The following is a 16061-nucleotide window of genomic DNA, read 5'->3' on the forward strand; positions in this document are numbered from 1 at the left end:
GATTCAGCGATGGACTGCTACGGACATCGTCGTTATCAGGAGTGATCCAATGGAGCTGACCACCATGAAGACCCGCACTTTCAAACCGTCATCCACTCATGTGCGCGGGTTCAAGCTGGCCGCGCTGGCCCTGGGCAGTAGCCTGGTCCTGGCCGGCTGTGCGGGCAACCCGCCCACCGAGCAGTATGCCGTTACCCAGTCTGCCGTGAACTCTGCGGTCAGTGCCGGCGGCACCGAGTTCGCCGCCGTGGAAATGAAAGCGGCGCAGGACAAGTTCAAGCAAGCCGAAATCGCCATGCACGACAAGAAGTACGACGACGCCAAGCGTCTGGCCGAACAAGCCGAATGGGACGCCCGCCTCGCCGAACGCAAGGCTCAGGCGGCCAAGGCCCAGAAGGCCGTGCAGGATGCCCGCCAGGGCGTTCAGGACGTACGTGAGGAAGGCCTGCGCAGCGCTCAGTGAGCCCTGCCCCGCCCCCCTTAGCCTTCGCACTCGATCAAAGGATGAACACTATGCGCAAACACGTCATGATTCCCGCCCTGCTGGCCCTGAGCGTCGGTCTTGCAGCCTGCTCGCACGACCCGAACGCCAACCTTGAATCGGCCCGCACCAACTTCTCTGCGCTGCAGAGCGACCCGCAGTCGAGCAAAGTCGCGGCGCTGGAAACCAAAGATGCTCAGGATTGGCTGAACAAAGCTGACAAGGCCTACATGGACCGCGAGGACCAGAAAAAGGTCGACCAGCTCGCCTACCTGACCAACCAGCGTGTCGAAGTCGCCAAGCAGACCATTGCCCTGCGTACGGCTGAAGGCGAACTGAAAAACGCCTCCGCTCAGCGCGCCCAGGCCAAGCTGGATGCCCGCGACGCGCAGATCGCCAAGCTGCAGGACAGCCTCAATGCCAAGCAGACCGACCGCGGTACGCTGGTCACCTTCGGCGACGTGCTGTTCGACTTCAACAAGGCCGTACTCAAGAGCAACGCCTACCCCAACGTGACCAAGCTGGCCCAGTTCCTCCAGGAAAACCCGGAGCGCAAGGTCATCGTAGAGGGCTACACCGACAGCGTCGGCTCGGCCAACTACAACCAGAGCCTCTCCGAGCGTCGCGCCGGCGCCGTGCGCATGGCGCTGATCCGTGCTGGCGTAGACCCAGCGCGAATCGTCGCCCAGGGTTACGGCAAGGAGTACCCGGTGGCTGACAACGGCAGCAACTCGGGCCGTGCGCAGAACCGTCGCGTGGAGGTGACCATCTCCAATGACAACCAGCCGGTGGCACCGCGGTCGGTAAGCCAGGCGCAGTAAGCTGACTCGCTGCAACGAAGAACCCCGCCCTGATGGCGGGGTTTTTCATCTGTCAGCAAAATTAAAAGCACCTTTAAAAGCACTCCTTAAAGATCTATAGTCGTGTCACCAATAACTGCATTCACGGGTTGATACAACTATGACCTACCCGGTTCTAGCCGATCTGGCAGCATCCATCACTGACCTGAAAAAAGACCCCATGGGCACGATCCGTGAAGCGGCTGGTGAAACGGTGGTCATCCTCAATCGCAACGAGCCAGCGTTCTATGCGGTACCGCCGGAACGTTACGAAGCGATGATGGAGTTGATCGACGACATGCAGTTGGCTGAGCTGGTACGCCAGCGACGTGGCGAGCCCACAGTGAAAGTGGATATCGATGAGCTCATCGCCGAAGCCGAAGGCAGCAAAAAGCCACAGCCTTGAATTCAATATTCGGGCACAGAGGGAATTTAGGAAACTGGATAGCCAATTGCAGGTCCAGTTTGCGAGAAAACTCAGGGAGCGCTTGGCGCAGCCGAGGGTGGACAAGGACAAACTGTCTAGCATGCCCGACTGCTACAAGATCAAGCTGAGGTCATCGGGCTATCGCCTGGTTTATCAAGTTATCGATGAGCGAGTGGTGGTCATCGTCATCGCTGTAGGCAAGCGAGAAAGAAGCGATGTGTACGATGCTGCGAAGTCTCGCTTGATGTGATGTGTTAACTGTGTCGGCCCTTTCGCGGGCAAGCCCGCTCCCACAGGCTGTGGGCGGGCTTGACGGCGAAAGGGCCGGAAGGGCAATGCAGATTTCAGGTCACTGCACCTGCTGCGGCGTCTCCTCCCCCATGCAGCGCACCGCACGTTTGCGGTTATCGACCAACACGCCGGTCAGGCCTTTCTGTTGGGTATCGAACAACACCAGCACACCGTCCACGCACTGGGCCACCTGGGGTGCAGGGTCGAGGGAGGCTTTGTAGTCTTCGCCCGGCAGGGTCTTGAGCATGGTGAAATCCTGCAGCAACAGGGCATCTTCAGGCTTGGCGAAATGCAGGTAACCGTAGTACCACAAAGCCCCCACCGTCACGATGATGCTGCCGACGCCGGTCAGGATCAGCGGGATGGCGTTGCGTTCTTCACTCATTGCTTGTTCTTCTCGTCAGGGTAATTGGGCACTTCGGCAAGCCGCCGCAGGCCGTTGAAATGACTCGGGTCGTCGAGGAAGCGCAGCATCACCTGGCGCCACACTGGGTCGGCGAACGTTTGTACATGGCCCCCTCGGGTCAGCTGCAGTACCCGCGGCGGCGGCGCGTGCTGGTACAGGCGGATGCCGTTATCCAGCGGCACCAGGTGGTCGTCGATGCTGTGGAAGAACAGCTTCGGCGGGCTGTCCAGGCGCTCGATCGAACGGATCGCGCTGTCGCCGTCCGGCACCAGCCACGACAGCGGCACCTGCAGCGGCCAGGTCATCCATGAAGTGCTCAAGGCAAACCGCCCGACCGCACGGTAGCTGGCTGGCACGCCATCGAACACCAGCGCGCTGAAGCGCTGGCGCTGCTCGGGGTGGGCCGCCAGGTAATGAATGGCCATGGCGCCGCCCAGGCTCTGCCCCAGCAGCACCACCGGCTTGCCCTTGACCTCGGGCGCCTTGTCCAGCCAGGCCATGGCCGCCGCGAGGTCTTCATAGACCTCGGGCAAACTCGGTTTGCCCTGGGACAACCCATAGCCCCGGTAATCGACCATCAGCACCTGGTAGCCCTGCTCCGGCAGCCAGTAGCTGCCGCCCAGATGGCCGGCCAGGTTGCCGCCGTTGCCGTGCAGGTGCAACACGGTGCCCTTGACTTCGACCCCGGCCTTGGCCGGTAGCCACCAGCCATGCAGGCGTACGCCATCCGAAGTGGTCAGGCTGACGTCACGGTAGTCGAGCTTGGCCCGCTCCGGGGTGAACGGTTGGCCGTGCTCGGGGTAGAACAGCAGGCTGCTGCAACCGCTCAGGCCCAGCAGGAGCATGCCAAGGGCCAGCAGGCGGCAGCGTTCAGAGAATGTTCGCGTAGTCGGCTTCAATGCGATCCAGGCTCAGGTGGTTGAGGAAGTTGGAGAAGCACATCCAGGCCGACAGTGCGTTGAGGTCACGGAACTGTTCGGGCAAATACTTGGGCGGTTCAACCAGCCCCTCCTCGACCAGTTGGCGCAAGGTGCGCATGTCTTCCAGCGTGGTCTTGCCGCAGAACAGCAGCGGGATCTGCTCGAGCTTGCCCTTCTTCACGGCCAACTGAATGTAGTTGTAAACCATGATGAAGCCTTTGAGGTAGGACAAGTCCTTGGTGAATGGCAAACCATTGGGCACCGAGCCGCGGAACACTCGGCTGGCATTGCTGTAGCTCTGCGCCATTTCAAAGCCCTGGGCACGGAAGAACTCGAACACCTGGAGGAAGTCCGCGCCCTCCTCGACCATGTGGATGGCGCGTGTACGGTTGGTGAGCTTGCGCAGCCGGCTGGGGTAAGAGGCGAAGGCAATCACCTCCATGAGGATCGCCAGCCCCTCCTGGGTCACCGTCGATGAGGGTGGGCCCTTGGCCAGGAAGGTGCAGATCGGCTGGTTGAGGCCGTTCAGCGTGGTCCCCACATGCACCAGGCCTTCATGCACCTCCAGCGCACGCACGTCGCGGCTGTTGAACATGGCATCGGCACGTACCTTGATGTAGTCGGCACCGGCCGCCGCATCGGCGACGATACCGTCGGATTCGAACACGCGGATGGTTTCTTCGGCCTCGCCGAACACCTTGTTCAGGCGGCGCTGGAGGATGTCCACGGCCTCTTTGGCGGTGAGGTTCTTTGGCTCGTCCTTGAGGTCGCCGCGGCCATCGATGTTGTTCAGGTAATCCGACAGCATCAGCCCCAGGTCGGCCAGGGTTGGGTCACCGGCGTGGAAGGCGTCGGACGCCGCGCCGTACAGCTCCTGCGAGATCAGCCCGAAGTCCTCGGTGCCGCGTGCCTCGAGCATACGCACCACCATGCGGTATTCCTTGCACATGCGCCGCATGATCTGCCCGACCGGGTTGAACTGCCCGAGCCGGCGAGTGATGTCACGTTCGATGTTCTGGAATTCGGCCTTGACCGCGCTGGAGTCGAACGACAGCGGCCGCGACTGGTAATAGGCGCGGTCTACCGCGGGTGGCTCTTTGCCCTTGGCCTTGAGGAAGCCGTGGCGGATGTTGTCGTCCCATTTCACCGCATCGAGTACGCGGATGGGGGTCTGCGCCGCAACGATGCGGTCTGACAGCGCGCGTATGGTCTGCTGGTACTCGTCCACCGGGGACTCCTTATCTGCCTCGGCCTCGGTCCCTGTAGGAGCAGCCTTGTGCTGCGAAGAGGCCTTTATCGGCAACAAATATCTGTTGTCTTACCGGCCCTTTCGCAGCACAAGGCTGCTCCTACCGGGATCGCATTGCAGTTTCAAACCCTGAAAAGCACGGCAGAGGTCATTACTTGCCGGAGCGCTGGAAGCGTGCCACCTCGACGAACAGGTCGGAGTTGGCCGGGTCGTCCAGGTAGGCCAGCACCCGCGCCGAGGGGCTGTCGATGAGCACGCCCTCGCCGTTGTCTTCCGGCACTTCGGTGTTGCGCCCGGTCAGCTCTTTGTTTTTCACGGCCTGCTGCACCTGCTCGACATCCAGGTTGTACACCACCAGTTCCTTGCCATCGACGACTTCAAAACCGCCAATCAGGAAATTGCCACCCAGGCGCTTGGGCACGCCGGCCGAGAGGTACCAGCGGTTGCCGTGGCGCGAGACGGTGAAGACGTACTCTTCGGGGGCTTTGCCCTTGGCCGTGGCCACCGCCTTGTAGGCATCGCCGCCACTGCGGCTGATCGACAGCTTCAGCGGTTCGCCCCAGGCGTCCTTGCTGCTCCACTTGCCGAGCAGGGCCTTGGGCGCGGCCTGGTTGCTCGGCAAGGGCTCATGGAAGGTCACCAGACAACCGCCCAGCAGCAGGAATGACAGCGTCAACAGCACCACACGCCAGGCTTTCATCAGGTTCTCCTTGAAAATAAGGTCTCAGCTCAGGCCGATGCCAACACCAGGTGCAGGTAACGGGTAAGCATAGCGAGCATCTGCCCATCGGCTTGCGCGTTCGCATCCTTGAGCAGGCCCTGATATTCCATCTGCTCGATAATCGCCGTCAACATTTGGGCGTCTTGTTCCGGTTGCCGTGAGCCGACCACCTGCAGCAATTGCCGGGTGCCGTGCAGCAGAATCTGGTCGTGGGCGCACACCAGCTCGGCCAAACGCGGGCACAGCAGTGCCTCCTGGCGGAAGGCCTGTTCGGCCATCAGAAAGTCGCGCCGGTTGAGCAACTGACGCGACACATAGTCAGCGGTCATGCTTGCCACTTCGTCGGCCAGCCGCGCTCGCGCCTGCGGGCTGCCATCGCCCTGGGCGAGCATCTGGCGCAGCACCACCTCGGTGTTGGCCCAGAGCTTGGCCATGTAGGCGGCGCTGCGCTCGACATACTGGGCGAAGGTATCGGTGAGCAGGTCCTCGATGTCCTTGAAGTAATAGGTGGTGGCCGACAACGGCACACCCGCCTCGGCGGCCACGGCACGGTGGCGCACACCGCGCACACCATCGCGCACGACGATGCGCATGGCGGCGTCAAGGATCAGCTGGCGGCGCTGCTCGCTGCCTTGGCGGGCGGTCTTGCGGCCCTGGTACTGCACACTTTCGGCGACGGCGGTGGCGATGCCGGCGGCGCCTTGCTCAGCGATTGCGGGGGTCACGGGGGTACCTCATGAACAGGGGTTGTCAGTACCGGCCCTTTCGCGGGCAAGCCCGCTCCCACAGGGATCGTACCGCGCGCAATTCCTGTGGGAGCGGGCTTGCCCGCGAAGGGGCCGGTGCAGACAACATAAGGCTTCAGGCAAGAAAAAGCCGCCCCTAGAGGCGGCTTTCTCAGATCACTCAGGCCTGCGGACGCATATGTGGGAACAGGATCACATCGCGAATCGACGGCGAGTTGGTCAGCAGCATCACCAGGCGGTCGATGCCGATGCCTTCACCGGCGGTTGGCGGCATGCCGTATTCCAGGGCGCGGACGAAGTCGGCATCGTAGTGCATGGCTTCGTCGTCACCAGCATCCTTCTCGGCCACCTGGGCCAGGAAGCGCTCAGCCTGGTCTTCGGCATCGTTCAGCTCGGAGTAGGCGTTGGCGATTTCGCGGCCACCGATGAACAGCTCGAAGCGGTCGGTCACGGCCGGGTTGTCGTCGTTGCGACGGGCCAGCGGCGACACTTCGAACGGGTACTCGGTGATGAAGTGCGGCTGCTCCAGCTTGTGCTCGACCAGCTCTTCGAAAATCATCACTTGCAGCTTGCCCAGGCCTTCGTGGCCCAGCACCTTGGCACCGGCCTTTTTGGCGATGTCACGGGCACGGTCGACGTCTTGCAGGTCGGCAGCGGTCAGCTCAGGGTTGTACTTGAGGATCGAGTCGAACACCGACAGGCGCACGAACGGCTCGCCGAAGTGGAACACCTTGTCGCCGTACGGCACGTCGGTGCTGCCCAGCACCAGCTGCGCCAACTCGCGGAACAGCTCTTCGGTGAGGTCCATGTTATCGGTGTAGTCAGCGTAGGCCTGGTAGAACTCGAGCATGGTGAACTCGGGGTTGTGCCGGGTCGAAACGCCTTCGTTACGGAAGTTGCGGTTGATCTCGAAAACTTTCTCGAAACCACCGACTACCAGACGCTTGAGGTACAGCTCCGGCGCAATGCGCAGGAACATGGCCATATCCAAGGCGTTGTGGTGGGTTTCGAACGGCTTGGCCGCGGCGCCGCCAGGGATGGTCTGCAGCATCGGCGTCTCGACTTCGAGGAAGTCGCGCTCGATCAGGAATTTGCGGATGTGCGAAATCACCTGCGAGCGAACACGGAAGGTGTGGCGGGTTTCTTCGTTGACCATCAGGTCGACGTAACGCTGACGGTAGCGCTGCTCGGTGTCGGTCAGGCCATGGTGCTTGTCGGGCAGCGGGCGCAGCGACTTGGTCAGCAGGCGCACGTTGGTCATCTCGACGTACAGGTCACCTTTGCCGGAGCGGGCCAGGGTGCCCTCGGCGCTGATGATGTCGCCCAGGTCCCAGGTCTTGACGGCGGCCAGGGTTTCTTCCGGCAGGGTCTTGCGGTTGACGTAGACCTGTATGCGGCCAGTCATGTCCTGGATGACCATGAACGAGCCACGGTTGAGCATGATGCGCCCGGCAACCTTGACCGGAATCGCTGCAGCTTCCAGTTCTTCCTTGGTCTTGTCGGCGTACTGTTTCTGCAGGTCGTTGCAGTAGCTGTCGCGACGGAAGTCATTGGGGAAGGCATTGCCCTTGGCGCGCTCTGCGGCAAGTTTTTCCTTGCGCAGGGCGATCAGGGCGTTTTCTTCCTGTTGCAGGTCTTGCGGTGCGCTATTGAGGTCGCTCATGTCGTCATTCTTTCCATCAGGTATTCGTTGCCCTTTTCGGGCAGGGCACGCGATGCCGGCGGGTAGCCAGGCATCGCGGCAGTGGTGTGCGGCTTACAGCCCTTGCTTGAGGCTCGCTTCCAGGTACTGGTCGAGGTCGCCGTCCAGCACCTTCTGGCAGTCGCTGCGCTCAACGCCGGTCCGCAAGTCCTTGATGCGCGAGTCATCCAGTACGTAGGAGCGGATCTGGTGGCCCCAACCGATGTCCGACTTGCTGTCTTCCAGCGCCTGGGAAGCGGCGTTGCGCTTCTGCATCTCCAGCTCGTACAACTTGGCCCGCAGCATTTTCATGGCGGTGTCTTTGTTGGCGTGCTGGGAGCGTTCGTTCTGGCAGGCCACCACGGTGTTGGTCGGCACGTGGGTAATACGCACCGCGGAGTCGGTGGTGTTTACGTGCTGACCACCAGCGCCCGAAGAGCGGTAGGTGTCGACGCGCAGGTCAGACGGGTTGATGTCGATTTCGACCTTGTCGTCGATCTCGGGCGACACGAACACCGCCGAGAACGAGGTGTGGCGACGGGCGCCGGAGTCGAACGGGCTCTTGCGAACCAGGCGGTGCACGCCGATTTCGGTGCGCAACCAGCCGAAGGCATATTCGCCCTTGATGTGCACGGTGGCGCCCTTGATGCCGGCGACTTCACCTTCGGAGAGCTCGATGATGGTGGCGTCGAAACCGCGCTTGTCGGCCCAGCGCAGGTACATGCGCAGCAGGATGTTGGCCCAGTCCTGCGCTTCGGTACCACCGGAGCCGGCCTGGATGTCCAGGTAGGCGTTGTTCATGTCCATCTCGCCGCTGAACATGCGACGGAACTCAAGCTGGGCCAGTTTTTCTTCCAGGCCTTCCAGCTCGGTCACGACGTCGCCGACGGCGCTTTCGTCCTCTTCCTCGACGGCCATGTCGAGCAGGTCCTTGCAGTCGGCCAGGCCGTTGGCCATCTTGTCCAACGTCTCGACGACCTGTACCAGCATGGCACGTTCGCGGCCCAGGGCCTGGGCATACTCAGGCTTGTTCCAGACGGCCGGGTCTTCCAGCTCGCGGTTGACTTCGATCAGGCGGTCATGCTTTTGATCGTAGTCAAAGATACCCCCGAATTGACTGGGAACGCTCGGTGAGGTCCTTGATGGTGTTCAGGATCGGTTGGATTTCCATGGGCGACGGCTCTCGTGCGAATTCGGTGAAAAGCCTGCGAGTATAACCGAGTCCAACGCATGGCGGCAGACCCGCCGGGCGGTACACCGTATGCGAGATGGAGCGCCGCCTGCGCGGCGCTTCGCAGCACAAGGCTGCTCCTACATTTTTCGGGCCAATTATTCCTAAGGCGGTCGCGCGCAGATATTACAGGCCTCACTGGCCCGAAACAGATGTAGGAGCAGCCTTGTGCTGCGAAGCGCCGCGCGGGCGGCGCTCGATCTTACAGGCGCAAAAAACCTCCCGCCTTACACCCCGAATCCCCACAACCTCAAGCAATACCCACCTGGTTACGCCCCCCATTCTTCGCCAGGTACAGCCCCTTGTCCGCCGCCGAAATCAACTGCCGGCAATGCCCGCCCACCGCCGGTGTCTGGGTCGCCAGGCCAATGCTCACCGTCAACCGCGAATCCGCCGCTGGCGCCGTGTGCGGAATGCCCAGCGCCAACACCGTCTGGCGCAGTTTCTCGGCAATCAGCCGCGCCCCGCCTGGGGACGTATTGGGCAACACCAGGGCAAACTCCTCGCCGCCATAACGCGCCGGCAGATCCGTCGGCCGCGAGCACGAGCCGCGGATCGCTTCAGCCACTTGGCGCAACGCCTCATCACCCGCCAAATGCCCGAAACTGTCGTTGTAGGCCTTGAAGTAGTCGACATCGATCATCAACAACGACAACTGCTGCTGCTCACGCATGGCCCGGCGCCATTCCAGCTCCAGGTATTCGTCGAAGTGCCGCCGGTTGGACAGCCCGGTCAGGCCATCGGAGTTCATCAACCGCTGCAGCATCAGGTTGGAATCGAGCAACTGCTGCTGGCTGACCCGCAGGGCGCGGTACGCCTCGTCACGCTGGAGCAACGTCAGGTAGGAACGCGAGTGGTAGCGAATGCGCGCCACCAGTTCGATGTTGTCCGGCAACTTGACCAGGTAGTCGTTGGCCCCCGCAGCAAACGCCGCGCTCTTCACCAACGGGTCTTCCTTGGTCGACAGGACGATGATCGGGATATCCTGGGTAGCCGGGTTGTTGCGGTACTCACGCACCAGCGTCAGCCCATCCAGGCCCGGCATGATCAGGTCCTGCAGGATCACCGTCGGCTTGATGCGCATGGCCTGGGCCACGGCCTGGTGCGGGTCGGCGCAGAAATGGAAGTCGATGTTGTCTTCATGGGCCAGGCCACGACGCACCGCCTCGCCGATCATTGCCTGATCGTCGACCAACAGCACCATCGCCGAGTTCTCGTTGGTGGTCGCGAAACCTTCGATCGGTAGATCATTCATGCCTATTCACCTGATCACCGCCGACCAGGCGGCGTGATTCAATACATATCGTCATTTTGCAAAGAATTCCATCAATCGCCCGGCGATTCGCTCCAGCGGGCGGATTTCCACCGCCGCGTCAATCGCCGCGGCGGCCTTGGGCATGCCGTATACGGCACTGCTGGCCTGGTCCTGGGCGATGGTCAGGAAGCCCTGCTGGCGCATCTGTTTGAGGCCCTGGGCACCGTCGCGGCCCATGCCGGTGAGCAGCACACCCACCGCATCGCCGCTCCAGTAGCGTGCCACGCTCTCGAAGAACACATCGATCGAAGGCCGGTAGATTTCGTTGACGGGTTCGGCAGTGTAGGCCAGCTGACCATTTTGCAGCAGGCGGATATGGTGGTTGGTGCCCGCCAGCAAGACTTGCCCCGGCTGCGGCGGTTCGCCCTCACGGGCCAGGCGCACCGGCAGGCCGGCAGCGCTGCTGAGCCATTCGGCCATGCCTGCGGCGAATACCTGGTCGACGTGCTGGACCAGCACGATGGCCGCCGGAAATGCCGGCGGCAAGCCCTTGAGCAGCACCTCAAGGGCGGCCGGGCCGCCGGCCGACGAACCGATTGCCACCAAGCCACGACGCTGGGATGCCTCGCGCAATGGCGTGGCAACCGGGCGCGCGGCCGGCGTGCGCTGCTGGCCTATCAGCCAGCCGATGTTGAGGATCTTGCGCAGCAGTGGCGCCGCCGCCTCACGGGCATCGCCCGCGCCCAAGGCCGGGGTATCGACCACATCCAGCGCGCCATGGCCCATGGCCTCGAACACCCGGTGCACGTTCTGCTTGCGGTCGACCGTGACGATGACGATGGCGCAGGGGGTTTCGGCCATGATCCGCCGCGTCGCCTCTACCCCATCCATCACCGGCATGATCAAGTCCATGAGGATCAGGTCTGGCTGCTGCTCGGCGCACCGCTGCACCGCCTCGGCGCCGTTGCCCGCCACCCAGATCACCTGGTGCGCGGGCTCGAAGGCCAGCGCCCGGCGCAACGCCTCCACCGCCATGGGCATATCGTTGACGATGGCGATCTTCATCCCTGAGCACCTCCAATCAGCTCCACCACAGCATCCAGCAACGCATCGTCGTGGAAACTGGCCTTTGCCAAATAGTAGTCGGCGCCAGCGTCCAGGCCACGCCGCCGGTCTTCCTCACGGTCCTTGTACGACACCACCATCACTGGCAGCGATTGCAGGCGCTGGTCCCGGCGCACCAGGGTGACCAGTTCGATGCCATCCATGCGCGGCATGTCGATGTCGGTGATCAGCAAGTCGAAGTCTTCGCCGCGCAGGGCATTCCAGCCGTCCATGCCATCCACCGCCACGGCCACTTCGTAACCGCGGTTACCCAACAGTTTGCGCTGCAGTTCGCGCACGGTGAGCGAGTCGTCGACCACCAGGATGCGCTTGCGCGCCAGGCCGCGAGTGCCACTGTTGCCCCGCTCGATGCGCTCCAGGCTGCCGGTACTGAGCAGTTTTTCCACCGAACGCAGCAGGTCTTCGACGTCGACGATCAGCACTACCGAGCCATCGTCGAGCAACGCCCCGGAGGAGATGTCCTGGACCTTGCCCAGGCGCGGATCAAGGGGCATCACCACCAGCACCCGTTCACCGATCAAGCGTTCCACGGCTACCCCGTAGAGTTGCTCGCGCTCTCGAATCACCACCACCCGCAGGCTGCTTTCATCGGCCTGCCCTGCCGGGCGATTGAGCAACTGGCTGGCCGCCACCAGGCCGATGTGCCGCCCCTCATGCCAAAAATGCTGACGCCCTTCGATCTGCACGATCTGCTCGGCCGTCACCTCCAGCGTGCGTTCGATGTGTGCGAGCGGGAAGGCATAGGCTTCGCCGCCCACTTCCACCACCAGGCTGCGCACCACCGACAACGTCAGCGGCACCTGCAGGTGGAAGCGGCAGCCCTGCCCGGCCAGCTGGGTCAATTCGATCGACCCGCGCAGCTCGCGGATCATGTGTTGCACGGCGTCCAAGCCAACCCCGCGCCCTGACACCTCAGTCACCTTGTCGCGCAGGCTGAAGCCGGGCAGGAACAGGAACGTGATCAGCTCCGCCTCACTCATCCGCGCCACGGTGTCGGCCGGCGACATGGCCCGTTCGACGATGGCGCTGCGCAGGCGCTCCAGGTCGATGCCGGCGCCATCGTCAATCAGCTCGAGGCTGAGCATGCCGGCCTGGTGCGAGGCACGCAGGCGAATCACGCCCTCCTGCGCCTTGCCTGCCAGCAGGCGCCGCTCTGGCAGTTCGATGCCATGGTCGACCGCATTACGCAGCAGGTGGGTCAGCGGCGCTTCTAGCTTTTCCAGCACATCGCGGTCGACCTGGGTCTTTTCGCCTTCGATGACCAATCGCACCGGCTTGCCCAGAGACCGGCCAAGGTCACGGACCATGCGGCTCTGCCCGGCCAGAACGTCGGCAAAGGGCCGCATCCGGCAGGCCAGCGCCGTGTCATAGAGCAATTGCGCACGCTGGCTGGCCTGCCAGCCGAACTCGTCGAGGTCGGCGGCCTGCTGCTGCAGAATCTGCTGGGTCTCGACCAACAAGCGCTGGGTCTGTGCCAGGGCTTCGAGCACCTCGCTGCTCTGGCCACTGTCCTCCAGTTGCATGCGCAAACCATCGAGTGCCTGCATGCCTTGGCCATGCATGCGCTTGAGGCGCTGCAGGGTGGCCAGGTAAGGCTTGAGCCGCTGGGTCTCGACCAGCGACTTGCTGGACAGGTCGAGCAAGCTGTTGAGGCGGTCGGCCGTGACCCGCAGCACCCGCTCAGCGCCTTCGCCGGCGCGTTTACCGGCCTTGCGCCGCGGCGCGGGCTCAAGCTCGACGTCCACGTCCATGGGCTCGGGGGCCATCGCCAAGGGCTCGACAGGCAGGGTTGGCGCGGGCGCTGTCGGCGACGGCATGGCCATCGCCATTGGCAGCGACGCTGGTGCCGCACCCGGGTCCAGCAAGCTGGCCATCTGCGCGAGGAACACCGGCAGTGTCGCTTGGGCGCCCGCGTCGCCCGGCGTGGCGATGCGCATCAACAGGTCGGTCCCCTGCAACAGCGCATCGATATGCTCGGCGCTCAGCCGCAAGCGGCCTTCCTGCGCCGCCACCAGGCAGTCTTCCATCACGTGGGCCACGCTCACGCCAGCATCGACCCCGACAATACGTGCGGCCCCTTTCAGGGAGTGGGCCGCGCGCATGCAGGCTTCCAACTGGTCGGCCTGGGTGGGGTTGCGCTCCAGCGCCATCAGGCCGGCGCTGAGCACCTGGGTCTGCGCCTCGGCTTCCAGGCTGAACAGCTCGAGCAACGATGCGTCGCGCATTTGCTCTGGGGTCATGACAGGCTCCGCTGCACCGCAGACAGTAAGTGTTGATCGTCCAGCACCCGCACACTGCGGCCGCGCCACTGCAGCACCGCCGCGGTGAAGTGGGTAGCGTCCTGGCCACTGCCCAGCAGCGTTGGGTCAAGCCGGTGAATGCCGTCGATTTCCTCGACCGCCATCACCACCGGCCCCCCTTCGGCAGCCAGGATCAGCATGCGCGGCATCTCGCGGCCGCTGCGTTGCTGCCCTGCAGCCGGCTGCACACCCAGCAAGTCCGCCAGCGACAGGCACGGCACCAATGCACCGCGCACATTGGCAACGCCCTGCAGCATTCGGGAACGCTGGTGCGGCAGCGAATGCACCGCCTGCAAGGGGGCGATTTCAGCCAGGCAGGCGGTCGCCAAGGCCAGCCATTCTTCGCCGAGCCTGAACAGCAGCATGGAGCGGCCAACCGATTCCTCGGCCGCTGGCGCAACTGCGGCGTGGTCATCCTGCAGCAGGGCATAACGGTCGAGCAGGCGCGTGGCGGCAGCGGCATACACGTCACAGTTGCGGCAATGAATATGCCGCTCCAGCAGCGGGCACTGTTTGTCACCGTGCACGCCGATGCGGTTCCAGCAGTCGTCGATGCGCTCGTCGGCCTGCGCAAGCAGTTGCATCGCGGATTCACCCCTCATCGTTCAGGCTCCCGTCCCGCCCGTGCAGCACGCGCCTGCAAACGCTGGGCGCCTGCCAGGTCGCCCTGGGCCGCGAGCAAGGCCGCCAGGTGCACCAAGGCTTCGGGGTGCTGCGGCTCCAGGTACAGGGCCTTGCGATAGTGGGTAAGCGCCTGGCCAGCGTCGCCTTCGGTATCACTGAGCAAGCCCAGCCAGTAGTAAACCTGCGCCGTCGGCGCGAACTGGCTCAAGTAGCGCTGGCAGGCGGCACGCGCCTGCGCACTGGCGCCCGCGTTGGCATGCCGGGCAATGCTGGCCAGCAGTTCGGCTTCGTTCTCGCCTTTGCGTTCTGCCGGCAGTGGCGCCTTGGCAGTGAACGGAAGCGCTCGCAACGGCCGCGCCAATGACGGCGTCGGCGGCGGGTACACGGGCAGGGGCAAAGGCGGCAGCGCGCGCTTGGCTGGCGGCGCGGGCAGTGCGCGGGCCGGTGCCACAGCGCCCTCCTGACGCACGTAGGCGAACGATTGAGCGATACCCAGCGGGCGCATGCCCAGCCGCGCCAGCAAGCTGCCTTCAGCAGGCCCGATAAACAGCACACCCTGCGGATGAGCCAGGCGTTTGAGCACCTCGAACACGCGCTGCTGGGTGGCCACGTCGAAATAAATCAACAGATTGCGACAGAACACGAAGTCGTACAGGCCATCGCGGCTGGCCAGGGCCGGGTCCAGCACATTGCCCACTTGCAGGCTGACTTGCTGACGCACGCGATCATGCAAGCGGTGGCCGTCACCGAGCGCATCGAAAAAGCGCTCGCGAAAGCCCAGGTCGCTGCCGCGAAACGCATTGCGCCCGTAAACCGCCTGCTCACCCTTGGCCACCGAAAGGGGGCTGATGTCGATGCCATCGATCACGAACGCGCCAGGGCTCATGCCGCCATCGAGCAGCGCCATGGCCAGGGAATAAGGTTCCTCGCCGGTCGAGCACGGCAGGCTGAGCAGCCGCACCGGGCGGGCGCCGGCCAGTTCTGCCAGGCGCTTGTGGGCCAGCCCCACCAGCGCCGTGAAAGATTCCGGGTAACGGAAAAACCAGGTCTCAGGGACGATGACCGCCTCGATCAGGGCCTGTTGCTCGTCCGCCGACTGCTGCAGGCGCAGCCAGTAGTCGTCCAGGTCCACGGCGCTCACGGCACTGCAGCGCTGGCGCAAGGCACGCTCGACCATCGGCGCGCCCACCGACTCCACGTCCAGGCCGATGCGCTCGTGCAGATAGCGGAAGAAACGCTGTTCAATCATGTCGGCATTCCTGGCGCAGAGGCCCCGCGTTCATCGGCAAACAACAGCTCACGCACGGCATCAGTCAGCAGGTCATCAACGGCGATGCGCTGCACCAGGCCCTGGGCATCCTGGCGCACGGGCCCCAGGTACGGTGCGTCGCCGTTGTCCAGGCCATACGGCTGGAATTCTTCGGGGCGGCAACGCAAGGTCTCGGTGGCCTGTTCAAGGATCAGCCCAAGCTGCAAGTCGCCCCGGTAACGCACCAGCACCAGCCGCGTGCTGGTGCGTTGCGCCGCCGCCTGGCCAAAGCTAAGTGCCGACAGGTCGACCACCGGCACCAGTGCGCCGCGGTGCGCAAGGATGCCCGCGACCCACGACGGCGCCTGGGCAATCGGCTTGAGCGGCCGACGCGGCAGCACCTCGATCACCTCGTGCACGTCCAGGGCAAAACGCTGGTCAGCGATGCGAAACTGCAGGTACAACGCGCCCTTGGCGTCGCTTGCCTGCGCTGCGCGGGGTTGCAGGTCGTTCATG

General features: G+C 63.7%; 17 protein-coding genes. 4 read left to right on the forward strand and 13 right to left on the reverse strand.

What is annotated here, in order from left to right; all coding sequences use genetic code 11:
• Window positions 1-49 precede the first annotated feature (49 nt).
• From AB7M33_RS03110 to AB7M33_RS03125, 4 genes are all read left to right on the forward strand, one after another.
• Complete coding sequence (locus AB7M33_RS03110) at window positions 50-463, forward strand: DUF4398 domain-containing protein (protein ID WP_027595759.1); 414 nt, start codon at window positions 50-52, stop codon at window positions 461-463.
• A 50-nt stretch (window positions 464-513) separates the two neighbouring features.
• Window positions 514-1302, forward strand: a complete 789-nt coding sequence (locus AB7M33_RS03115) for an OmpA family protein (protein ID WP_099453108.1) — start codon at window positions 514-516, stop codon at window positions 1300-1302.
• Window positions 1303-1441: 139 nt separating this feature from the next.
• Complete coding sequence (locus AB7M33_RS03120; RefSeq protein ID WP_027595757.1) at window positions 1442-1726, forward strand: type II toxin-antitoxin system Phd/YefM family antitoxin; 285 nt, start codon at window positions 1442-1444, stop codon at window positions 1724-1726.
• Window positions 1680-1997: a type II toxin-antitoxin system RelE family toxin gene (locus tag AB7M33_RS03125; RefSeq protein WP_454242405.1), complete on the forward strand. Its 318-nt coding sequence runs from the start codon at window positions 1680-1682 to the stop codon at window positions 1995-1997. Before AB7M33_RS03120 ends, AB7M33_RS03125 begins: the two co-directional genes overlap by 47 nt.
• 99 nt (window positions 1998-2096) lie before the next feature.
• On the opposite strand, the gene AB7M33_RS03130 is transcribed toward AB7M33_RS03125, so the two are convergent.
• The 13 genes from AB7M33_RS03130 to AB7M33_RS03190 all read right to left on the reverse strand — a co-directional run bounded on the left by AB7M33_RS03130 (window position 2097) and on the right by AB7M33_RS03190 (window position 16060).
• On the reverse strand, window positions 2097-2423 hold the full coding sequence (locus tag AB7M33_RS03130) for a hypothetical protein (RefSeq protein ID WP_027595755.1): 327 nt from the start codon (window positions 2421-2423) through the stop codon (window positions 2097-2099).
• Window positions 2420-3343 (reverse strand): alpha/beta hydrolase, encoded by a 924-nt coding sequence (locus tag AB7M33_RS03135; RefSeq protein WP_454242406.1) that lies wholly within the window; start codon window positions 3341-3343, stop codon window positions 2420-2422. The genes AB7M33_RS03130 and AB7M33_RS03135 overlap by 4 nt, the downstream gene beginning before the upstream one ends.
• Window positions 3315-4592 (reverse strand): flavohemoglobin expression-modulating QEGLA motif protein, encoded by a 1278-nt coding sequence (locus AB7M33_RS03140; RefSeq protein ID WP_027595753.1) that lies wholly within the window; start codon window positions 4590-4592, stop codon window positions 3315-3317. Before AB7M33_RS03140 ends, AB7M33_RS03135 begins: the two co-directional genes overlap by 29 nt.
• Before the next feature lie 172 nt (window positions 4593-4764).
• Complete coding sequence (locus AB7M33_RS03145; RefSeq protein ID WP_027595752.1) at window positions 4765-5313, reverse strand: hypothetical protein; 549 nt, start codon at window positions 5311-5313, stop codon at window positions 4765-4767.
• A gap of 29 nt (window positions 5314-5342) precedes the next feature.
• Window positions 5343-6047, reverse strand: a complete 705-nt coding sequence (locus tag AB7M33_RS03150) for a TetR/AcrR family transcriptional regulator (RefSeq protein ID WP_027595751.1) — start codon at window positions 6045-6047, stop codon at window positions 5343-5345.
• A gap of 193 nt (window positions 6048-6240) precedes the next feature.
• Window positions 6241-7743, reverse strand: coding sequence for a lysine--tRNA ligase (gene lysS, locus AB7M33_RS03155; protein WP_027595750.1), 1503 nt, complete (start codon window positions 7741-7743; stop codon window positions 6241-6243).
• 93 nt (window positions 7744-7836) lie between these two features.
• Window positions 7837-8932, reverse strand: a protein-coding gene (gene prfB, locus AB7M33_RS03160; protein ID WP_097151322.1) for a peptide chain release factor 2 whose coding sequence is annotated in 2 segments (ribosomal slippage) — window positions 7837-8859 and window positions 8861-8932 — 1095 coding nt in all. Because the reading frame shifts where the segments join, the coding sequence is not laid out codon by codon here.
• A gap of 310 nt (window positions 8933-9242) precedes the next feature.
• Entirely contained in the window at window positions 9243-10247 is a 1005-nt protein-coding gene (gene wspR / locus AB7M33_RS03165; RefSeq protein ID WP_027595748.1) for a Wsp signal transduction system regulator diguanylate cyclase WspR, read from the reverse strand.
• A gap of 51 nt (window positions 10248-10298) precedes the next feature.
• Window positions 10299-11312 carry a Wsp signal transduction system protein-glutamate methylesterase WspF gene (gene wspF / locus AB7M33_RS03170; RefSeq protein WP_027595747.1) on the reverse strand — a complete coding sequence of 338 codons (1014 nt, stop codon included), beginning with the start codon at window positions 11310-11312 and terminating at the stop codon, window positions 10299-10301.
• Window positions 11309-13612: a response regulator gene (locus tag AB7M33_RS03175; protein WP_454242407.1), complete on the reverse strand. Its 2304-nt coding sequence runs from the start codon at window positions 13610-13612 to the stop codon at window positions 11309-11311. The genes wspF and AB7M33_RS03175 overlap by 4 nt, the downstream gene beginning before the upstream one ends.
• The gene (locus tag AB7M33_RS03180; protein WP_238216430.1) at window positions 13609-14274 is read right to left on the reverse strand and encodes a chemotaxis protein CheW; all 666 of its coding nucleotides are present in this window, start codon (window positions 14272-14274) and stop codon (window positions 13609-13611) included. The genes AB7M33_RS03175 and AB7M33_RS03180 overlap by 4 nt, the downstream gene beginning before the upstream one ends.
• Entirely contained in the window at window positions 14271-15545 is a 1275-nt protein-coding gene (locus AB7M33_RS03185; RefSeq protein ID WP_454242408.1) for a CheR family methyltransferase, read from the reverse strand. The genes AB7M33_RS03180 and AB7M33_RS03185 overlap by 4 nt, the downstream gene beginning before the upstream one ends.
• Complete coding sequence (locus AB7M33_RS03190) at window positions 15542-16060, reverse strand: chemotaxis protein CheW (protein WP_265969395.1); 519 nt, start codon at window positions 16058-16060, stop codon at window positions 15542-15544. Before AB7M33_RS03190 ends, AB7M33_RS03185 begins: the two co-directional genes overlap by 4 nt.
• Window position 16061 lies beyond the last annotated feature (1 nt).

This window comes from Pseudomonas sp. Y3 TE3536 (genome assembly GCF_053629175.1).